This window comes from Corynebacterium sp. 22-2729 (assembly GCF_053479475.1).
Map to the genome: position 1 here is coordinate 203,516 of NZ_JBRBCA010000004.1, position 9,444 is coordinate 212,959.

General features: G+C 58.0%; 8 protein-coding genes. All 8 read right to left on the minus strand.

The genetic code is table 11. The annotated features are described in order from the left end of the window. Nucleotides 1–26 precede the first annotated feature (26 nt). The 8 genes from ACUY2T_RS04560 to ACUY2T_RS04595 all read right to left on the minus strand — a co-directional run bounded on the left by ACUY2T_RS04560 (nt 27) and on the right by ACUY2T_RS04595 (nt 9,100). On the minus strand, nt 27–920 hold the full coding sequence (locus ACUY2T_RS04560) for a ParA family protein (protein WP_448307726.1): 894 nt from the start codon (nt 918–920) through the stop codon (nt 27–29). Between the two features lie 75 nt (nt 921–995). Then, complete coding sequence (locus ACUY2T_RS04565) at nt 996–1,895, minus strand: tyrosine recombinase (RefSeq protein WP_293791164.1); 900 nt, start codon at nt 1,893–1,895, stop codon at nt 996–998. Next, complete coding sequence (locus ACUY2T_RS04570) at nt 1,892–2,560, minus strand: NUDIX domain-containing protein (protein WP_448307727.1); 669 nt, start codon at nt 2,558–2,560, stop codon at nt 1,892–1,894. The genes ACUY2T_RS04565 and ACUY2T_RS04570 overlap by 4 nt, the downstream gene beginning before the upstream one ends. Nucleotides 2,561–2,585: 25 nt before the next feature. Next, entirely contained in the window at nt 2,586–4,253 is a 1,668-nt protein-coding gene (locus tag ACUY2T_RS04575) for a CTP synthase (RefSeq protein ID WP_448307728.1), read from the minus strand. A 63-nt stretch (nt 4,254–4,316) separates the two neighbouring features. Beyond that, nucleotides 4,317–5,249 carry a copper transporter gene (locus ACUY2T_RS04580; protein WP_293791160.1) on the minus strand — a complete coding sequence of 311 codons (933 nt, stop codon included), beginning with the start codon at nt 5,247–5,249 and terminating at the stop codon, nt 4,317–4,319. A gap of 18 nt (nt 5,250–5,267) precedes the next feature. Beyond that, on the minus strand, nt 5,268–6,470 hold the full coding sequence (gene steA, locus ACUY2T_RS04585) for a putative cytokinetic ring protein SteA (protein ID WP_448307729.1): 1,203 nt from the start codon (nt 6,468–6,470) through the stop codon (nt 5,268–5,270). 36 nt (nt 6,471–6,506) lie between these two features. After that, on the minus strand, nt 6,507–8,078 hold the full coding sequence (locus ACUY2T_RS04590; RefSeq protein ID WP_448307730.1) for a hypothetical protein: 1,572 nt from the start codon (nt 8,076–8,078) through the stop codon (nt 6,507–6,509). Nucleotides 8,079–8,353: 275 nt separating this feature from the next. Beyond that, entirely contained in the window at nt 8,354–9,100 is a 747-nt protein-coding gene (locus ACUY2T_RS04595; RefSeq protein WP_448307731.1) for a hypothetical protein, read from the minus strand. Nucleotides 9,101–9,444: the final 344 nt, after the last annotated feature.

Genomic DNA, 9,444 nt, shown 5'->3' on the forward strand with positions numbered 1-9,444 from the left:
CGGACTGCTCTGGGGGCTCCGGCAGATTAGATTTGCTGAGCGACGCGCTCAATGACTTCCTTTGCCAGGTTCGAATACTGTACAGCGCCGGAGGAGCTCGGTGCCCACGTGTTGATCGGTTCGCCTGCCACGGAAGTTTCCGGGAAGCGCACGGTGCGGGTAATCACGGAGTCGAAGACCTTATCCCCGAATGCCTCCACCAGCCGCTCCATCACCTCGCGAGCGTGCAGAGTGCGGCGGTCGAACATAGTCACCAGGATGCCCAGAACTTCCAGCTTGAAGTTCAAGCGGTCACGGACTTTGTCCACCGTATCCATCAAAAGCGCCAAGCCACGCAGCGAGAAGTACTCGGACTCCACGGGAATGATCACGGAGTCCGCGCAACTCAGTGCGTTTACCGTCAGCAGGCCGAGGGAGGGCTGGCAGTCGACGATGATGAAGTCGTAGTCACGCATGACGGGACGTAGCGCACGGGCCAGTGCTTGTTCGCGTCCGACCTCGTTGACCAATTGGATCTCTGCAGCCGACAGGTCAATATTCGCCGGCACGACATCCAGACCGTCGACGGGGCTGGAATGGATGGCGTCAAAAATCGAAGTAGAAGAATCGACCAGAAGGTTGTAGACGGTCACGTCCAGTTCGTCGTGGCTGATTCCCAATCCGGCCGACAGCGCACCCTGCGGGTCCAGATCAACCAGCAGAACCTTACGGCCGAAGGCAGCCAACGAGGCACCAATGTTGATCGTCGAGGTGGTCTTGCCCACTCCGCCCTTTTGGTTGCACATCGCGATGATGGAGGCCGGGCCGTGGCGATCCAGCGGTTCCGGATCCGGCAGCTCCTTGATCGGTCGGCCAGTGAGGCCGATGCGCTGATCGGGCTTATCAAACAACGCATCCGCGTGTGACTGTGAACGTGACATCAGCTATCCCGTCAAGCCCTTTCCCTTGATTATTCTATTCAACCGATAATTACACCCTAGAGATTATCAGGCGCGCTAGGTACGGGGGTGGGATGAGGCCCAAATTTCCCTCAAGTGCTCAGGGCTGACCTTGGTATAGATCTGTGTCGTCGCCACACTTGCATGGCCCAAGAGTTCCTGCACCACGCGAATATCCGCGCCACCTTCCAACAGGTGGGTGGCGAAGCTGTGCCGCAGACTGTGCGGCGAGACATGCTGCAGCCCCGCCGCGTCCGCTGCCTGCGCGACGATTTTGAAGCCCGACTGCCTACCCAACCGCGCCCCACGGTTGTTGAGGAACAGCGCCGGGCTGCCCTTCTTGTTCAGGCTTGGACGCGCGCGCACCAGGTAGCGTTCCACAGCCTGCAGCGCGGGGCGCCCCAGAGGAACGATGCGCTCTTTGCCGCCCTTGCCGCGAACCAGCAACATGCGTTGTTCCCGGTCGAGATCGTCGACGTCGAGGTCCAGCAGTTCCGTGATGCGCGCCCCGGTCGAGTAAAGCATCTCTAGGAGCGCACGGTCGCGGATATTTATTTGCGACGCCCCGTCCCCCGCCGGCACAGCGTTCAGTAGAGCTTCTACCTGTGCGAGGCTTAGCGCCTTGGGAATAGAGCTGCCCTGGGAAGGCGTGGGCACGTCCGCTGCCACATCGAAGGGGAGGCGCCCGTCGGCATGGGCGAAAGAATGCAACCCGCGGATTGCCGCCAGCGCGCGAGCAGCCGAAGATGCCGCCAGGTTGAGATCTTTACGCAGAAAGACGAGGTGATCTTCGATATCTGTGGCTGTCACATCTCCCAGTGCCTTGGCATCCAGCCATTCCAGGTAGCGATCCAGGTCGCGTTGGTAGTTCGACAGTGTGTGTACGGATACGTCCCGTTCGGTCTTTAGATGCCGGATGTAGGCTCTGCCGAGTTTATGGTTTGCTTCGCGGCTCAACGGATGAACTTCATGTCCGTGCCCGGCTTTGCTTCAGCGCTGGCGGCGCGCCGCTCGGCAAGGCTGGAGCGATAGTTAAAGGGCTCGGTGACATTGCGGCGGGTACCGGCTGCCAAGTGCAGCAGTGCGATAGTGGCAATGGAGTTTTCCACTTTCCCCGTCTGCACCCATTCAATAGCTTCGGGGATCGGCACCCAGCGCGTCTCGATCTCCGCCTCCTCGAACTCAGCCTCGGGGAGATCAAAGCCGCTGAGATCGCTGTCCAGATCTTCGGCGAGGTAGATGCGACACATCTCTTCGCTGAACCCCGGGGACGTCACAACATCCCCCAGCAGATGCCACGTCTGCGCGGACAGGCCAGCTTCCTCCGCCAACTCGCGCCGAGCGGCATCAAGGGGATCCTCCCCCACCATGTCCAGCAAGCCAGCTGGGATTTCCCACAGGTGGCGTCCCACCCCGTGGCGGTACTGACGGATCATCATGACGTGACCGTCGCGCACAGCGGCTACGGCAACAGCGGAGAAGTGCTCCACGATTTCTCGCTTAGCTTCTCCGGTGGCGGTAGTGATCGTGTCCCGGCGCACCCCGATAATCGGTGCGTCCAGCAGCAATTCGCTGTCTACGACACGGTACGGTGTGCTGCTTTTGGTGCCCTGTGTATCCATGCCATCCCAGTGTAGGAGGGTGTGGTTAGGAACGCTCGGCCTGGTGATTCAGGGCTGCGTCTACAAGTCCCTGGAACAGCGGGTGGGAGCGAGTCGGACGGGACTTGTATTCCGGGTGAGCCTGGGTGGCCACAAAGTATGGGTGCACGTCCTTCGGGTACTCAACGAATTCCACCAGGGTGCCGTCCGGGGAGGTTCCGGAGAACTGCAACCCGGACCCCTCAGTGATCTGCTCGCGGTAGGCGTTGTTCACTTCGTAGCGGTGGCGGTGACGCTCCGAGACATCGGTGGTGCCGTACATTTCTGCGACCATGGATCCCTCTGCCAAGTGGGCTGGGTAGGCGCCGAGGCGCATGGTTCCGCCCAGGTCAGCCTCGCCCGACACAGCGGCCTTCTGTTCTTCCATGGTGGAGATGACGGGAGTGGAGGCGTTGGCGTCGAACTCGGTAGAAGAAGCATCCGTGAGACCCGTAGTGCGCGCAGCCTCGATCACGATGCACTGCAGACCCAGGCAGATGCCGAGCAGTGGCAGCTTGTTCTTCCGGGCGTAGGTGATGGCGCCGATTTTGCCTTCAATGCCACGGTTGCCGAAACCACCAGGGATAACCACGCCGTCGACGTCTTTCAACGCTTCAGCGGCAGCTTCTTCCGTCTCGCAGTCGTCGGACGCAATCCACTTCACGCGAGCGCGAACATTCGCACCAAAGCCACCAGCGCGAATGGCTTCAGCGACGGACAGATAAGCGTCCGGTAGATCAATGTACTTGCCGACAATGCCGATGGTGACCTCGCCGTTCGGATTGTGGACGCTTTCCAGTAGGTTGCCCCAGGTCGTCCAGTCCACGTCGCGGAACGGCAGGTTCAGGCGACGGATGATGTAGTTATCCAGGTGCTGAGAGTGCAGCACCTTCGGGATGTCGTAGATGGAGGGAGCGTCGGGGCAAGAAACCACTCCATCCTCGTCCACGTCACACATCAAGGCGATCTTGGCCTTCATAGCCTGCGGAACTTCACGGTCAGCGCGCAGGACGATCGCATCCGGAACGATACCGATGCTGCGCAGCTCTGCGACAGAGTGCTGGGTCGGCTTCGTCTTCAGCTCACCAGATGGAGCGAGATAAGGAACCAGAGAAACGTGGATGAAGGCAATGTTCTCGCGACCCGCCTCGTGGCGAACCTGACGGATAGCTTCCAAGAAAGGTTGGGACTCGATGTCACCGACAGTACCGCCGATTTCGCTGATCACTACGTCTGGCGCTTGACCATTCTTGTCTGGCTGTCCCATAGCCAGCACGGCGGCCTTGATCTCATCGGTGATGTGAGGGATCACCTGGACGGTCTTGCCCAGGAACTCACCGCGACGCTCTTTAGCGATCACGTTGGAGTACACCTTGCCGGTGGTGACATTGCCGGCAGCGGAGAGGTTGCGATCCAGGAAACGCTCGTAGTGGCCGAGATCCAGGTCGGTCTCCGCGCCGTCTTCCGTGACGAACACTTCGCCGTGTTCGAATGGGTTCATGGTGCCCGGATCAACGTTGAGGTACGGATCCAGCTTCTGCATCGTTACACGCAGGCCACGGGAGGAAAGCAGCTGTCCTAGGCTGGCCGCAGTGAGCCCCTTGCCCAACGAGGACGCCACACCGCCGGTGACGAAAATGAATTTAGTGCTGTTCTTTGCACGATTAGTGGCCAAGGTAACTCCCGAATCAACGACGCTTAAACTTCGCTATCTACGGGGTTTCAGCCTAACACAAGCCTATTCCGGCGTAGCATCTGACGCGTTCGAAGCTGCCCCATAATGCCCCGCCTTGTTGTCCTTTTGCTGGCCTAGCGCACGGATGGTAGCGATGCGTCCGGCTACGGTGTCCACGTTGTCGATCGTGGAGACTGCTTCCTTCGCATCCTTATCTGCACGAACCTGGCCAATGGCTCCGTTATCTTCCGCGCTGCCTGCCTGTGCTGCGAGTACAGCGCCCTTCGTGCGAGAATCCAGCCCCGCGACAAAGTCAGCTACGAATTTGGTGCTGTAGTTGCCATGGGCCGCGTCGTCAGAGGTATCGCCTCCTACGACCAGAGCCAGATCCGCGGCTTTTGGAGCTTCTCCTTGGTAGGCAATGAGATCCTCGTTGGACAAAGCACCGAGGGCTATGCCGCGATCAGTTTCGCTGGCCTCTTTGTCACCTGCTGCCAGGGCTGCTCCCAGCAGCTGGCCGGTGTGCATACCGGGATCCAGTTTGTCTTCCGATAGTTTCGCACCCGCTGGCAAAGAGTTGGCTGCAATGGACTTCAGAGAGTCACCGCTATCTGCACTCAGTGCCTTATCCGTCAGCTCGATGACACCGTTAACGCTGCCGCCAGCCATTTTGATTAGGCGCTTGAGGCTATCGGTATTGGCCTGGTCGGCGTCAGGAAGAACAAAAAGATTAACCGAGGTACCACGCAAGAGATTGCGCACCGCCGGGCCCGAAACCGAACCGAGAACCTTGTCGCTGGCGGCAGACTGTCCCTCGGCTTTGTCACGCGCGGCTTTTTCGTCCTTCAGCTGCTGCGCGGCGGAGGAATCTTTCGCTACTGGCCCACCCGGCACATTCGGCGCGAGGGCAAAGAAACCCAATGCGGTACCTGCGGCGATGCCGAAGCTCAGGCCGGCGATAACCTTGCCGGCGGAGCCTTTCGAGTTTTTGCTCATGCTTATCCCGTCTACTGCCTAGCTCTTGAACAGATCCTGCACGCTCAGGGCGAAGTTGTTCCAGGTGTCGATGAGGTTATCCACGAACGCACCATCGCCCGAGAACCCAATAATTGCGATGATGACGGCGAGTGCAACCAGGATGCCCAGGATGGCCCAGATCCAGCCGCCGCCGGACCTAGAAACTCGGTAGAGCTCGGCCACAGCGGTGGAATCAACGAGCCGCGGACCTACTCGCAGTCGAGACATCAATGCCGACGGAGTATCCGGCGACTGTGCTCGTTGGAACACGGTATCTAGATCTTCGATCTCGCCGAGGTTAACCACCATGGAAGCACCGTGGTAGTTTGCCAGCAGCAGAGCCAGATCAGTCGGGTTCTGCGTGGCGGCGGGGAAAGTCATGGCGCCCACGCCCAGGTCTTGAATGCGCTCCAGGCCCACTGCATGCCCGTCCGGGTCTGCCGGCAGTACAACGGTGGCTCCGCTGCGCAGAGCTTCGTTGGAGATTTTCTCCGGGTCACCGATGATTACATTCGGACGGTAGCCCTCTTGGATCAAGCTGTCGGCTGCGTTTTCCACCGCGACGATAATCGGCGAGTACTCCCGCATGAAGTAGCGCAGATCCTTAAGCTTCTGCTCGATACGCGCGTCAGGGCTTGCCACCAGCACCTTGCGGTCGTCCATGTCCACATCGACATCCGGGATGCCGAGGCCATCGACCAGCAGAGGAGCCTCGGAACGGACGAATTCAGACATGTTGCCGGACAGCGCTTCCATGTGGTCGCCGAGCGCCTCGCGAGCGTCTTCGAAGCGGGAGGACGCGGTATCCATGTCGAGGATCTCGCCTCCACCGATGGAGCGGTCGCCGTAGTAGACCTTGCCGTCGTCGATGCGCCCCTTCTTGCCGTTCTTCACCTTAGCGATCAGGTCTTCACCGGCATTTTCGATCAGCAGGATGCCTTCGTCGAGCATCATCTGCGGGCCGAAGTTTGGCACTTGGCCAGTGGTGAATTGCTGAGCGTTCACGACGGCGGAAACGCGCGCGTCGATGAGCTTCTGGCTGGTTGCACGGCTGATATCGGATTCGTCGACAATGGCGATGTCGCCCTCGGAGATCTTGGCCTTAGTAAATCCCTTGGGTCCGGTGAGGTCACGGGTGGCGCCGTTGATTCCGGGCTGGTCACTACGGGAGAAAATCATGCCCACCATTGTGGTGTTCATGTGGCCAGTGTTGCGTTAGGCGCGCCGGGAAAAGACCTAACGAATCACCTTTCGTACCGTTTGACGCGCAGTTTCGTCGCGTTTCCTCCTATCGCGCCCCTTCTTCCCCGAAATCAGTGGGTCTTCACCGCTTAGGAAGAGCCGGCGGAAGTAAGAGCGATCCTGCTTGTTGTATTTCAGCGATGCACTGCGCAGTCCAGCCTTTGCGCCCCGGCCTGCCCCACCGTGGCCTACGCCCCTACCTAATGCTGTTGACGCCACATTTCCACCAGCCCTCATTCCAGCGCCATTCTTTGCCTCTGCAGCTCGATGTGGTGCAACGGCGGTTCCCTTGTTGGCGTTGGGATTGTTCGTGTGAACTCCGTCGCCGGTTAGGGCTTGGAATTTCGGTGCGCTAAGGCTACCGGGAAGGCTAGGGCGGGGTGCTGTGGTGGAGACATTGCGGAGGTTCGCCTTTGGTAGCCCAGATCCGGTACTGGAGCCTGGTGTTTTTCCGCCGCCGATAGCGCGGAGTTGTGTGGAATCTCTAGTGGCGTTTAGGTTGCCCAGGGTTCCCGGTCGCCCAGCTTCCCTTCCGCGGTTAGCGAAGCGCTCTTGTGCATTGATGAGGTTGTTTGTGTCTGCCATGCCAGTACCACCTTGCCCAGGAGCTGACGCATTCGTGGCTGCGCCAGGATGTTGAGTGATGGTCGGTGTTTGTGCCGTTGTTGTAGTTGCTGTGTGCGCCACGCCGGGAGTGTGGGGAGCTGTAGTCGCAGCAGGCTGCACGGGTGCAGGTGTGTGCGCCGGGACATGGAGGCCTCCCGGAGTGGCAGCTGGTTGTGTAGCTGCCGATGCAGGCGCCGGCTTCGGTGCGTGTGCTGCTGCAGAGGCTGCTTGGTTTCCGTGGGCTGTAGCACTGGCTGGCGCTACAGCATTTGTGTTGCCATTGATGTGCGAGACCGTGGGGTGTGCGGAGGCAGTAGAGACGGTGGTGGCGTCCAAAGTTCCTCCACCTGAGTGCCCCACGATTGGGACGCCCAGGTTAGAGACGGGCGGACGCACCAACTCGAGTGAAGGCTGCAGATTTGCGGAAACGAAGTTGGCTATAGCAGCTTGCTCAGCAAGGAGCCGTTCGGCGGGATCCGGGATGAGTGTGGTCGACGCTTGGATTGCTTCGAGCGCTTTGAGGTTTGAGTTGCGTATAACGGGGAATTGTCGGACAGAACCAGCCATTGCGGTGGTGTTTGCAGCGATTGTCAGTCCGGTTTTGTGAACGTCATCAATGGCTTCGCGCGCCATGTCAAAGGAATACCCTTCGGCAGAACCGGCCAGACCAGAAGAAGCGCTCTTCAAGTTCTCCATGGAATCTTTGAGCGCCTTGGCTGCGCTCTCCCAGGCATTGGCCGCTGCGAAAGGCGTAGAGTCATCCCCTTGAAAGGCGGAAATAAGCGCCGGCAACGTCATTGTCGCCTCCGCGACAGTGACAGGGGTGTTGTACAACAGGTTGTCAATGGAGCGAGAATCACGAGTCGGAACAAATACTCGGAAATCCTGATTAGCCTGAACTATTTTCTTCGAGTGAATCTGATCGAATGATTCTCCACTGAAATATTCCTGGAGGCTCATGTCTTGGATATGGTTCGCGAATACCTCCTGAAGCCACTCCACATTGGAATACATGATGTCGAGCACATTAGTTGCAGAACCAGACTGACCATCCCAAAACGACGCGTGTTGTGTGTAAGCCCCGCTCAAGGAGGGAACAGTGGTGTAGCTCGAGAGCTTCGAGTTTTGAAGTCGTAACAATTTAAGAGAAGCCCCCGCCTGCTTTAAGCTTTGTTTAACTCGATGCAAAGCAGAAATATGAAATTTGATCATTTTCCCCACCCGTTATCTAAAACCTATGAAACGTTATCGAATACTTGAAAAAACCATTCCGAAAGTTGGCATACTTCGCGAATATCTTTACCGTTATTATAAAATCCACTCAGAGTATAGAAACTTACATTATTTATATCTTGGGCAACTCCACATTCATCATCCTTGCCTCCCTCCTGAAGTCCGATCAAACGAACATCAGACCTACTGGCGTCATAACTAACCTTTTTAGAAAATCGCTGAATCGGCCGATCAGGATCCAGAACCAAACTAAAGATCTCAGCCCTAAAAGGTCCTTGAACAGGGTCAATTTCTGCGAAATGGCAACTGTACATAGGTCCCACATCTCCAGTTACATGAAGCTCAAACCCCACCTCCTTCATCCGCTCTACAACTTTTTCGTCGCACACATCAGGAAGCCCCTCCAAAGGATCGTTCGGTCTTTGCCCCTTCAGCTTCGGCAACTCAAGCGGATCTCCCACGTATTTCTGCGATTCCCACACATAGTGTTCCCACGGATTCTCCGGCTCCGTTTCGAACCAGACCCCCTTGTGCCCTTCAGGTTTTAGCATACGGCCATCCGCCTGTGCTCCTTCCGGAGCCTGGTTATCCACAGGGAAATCGTCTGTGGATAAGCCTCCAGTTTTGGCATAGTCCCCGCTCACAGCACCTTCAGCCTCTTCGTTGCCGCAAGCTGCCCCAGCAAATCCAAAAAAAATTAAAAGTACGCTTGCCACCACACGTCGCACTAGAAAATCCCCCTCATTCACTTCATGCGCGGATCGTTGCGGGCACCCGCTCCCCCTTTAACACTGCACTACTGTAGCGCCGATCACATTGCGGCGCTCGCGGACTACAAAAATTTTTAAGCCCCACTCCCGTTACCTTGTGAGTGTCCCTGATAATGGGGATAGTCGCTGGTCCCGGTATGGCTTACCTGCCCTGTAGTTTCCATAATCCGGGGGGTGTTGCCGCCGGGTGCCAGGACTTTCGATGACAGCTGATAGGGACACGGCCAGTTTCAAACTAGGTCTCTTTGTAACGTGGGTGCTTGCAACGAAGGTCATGACGCCAGCGACTGGAACAACGCCATACCCATCTCGTTTTCTAGGAG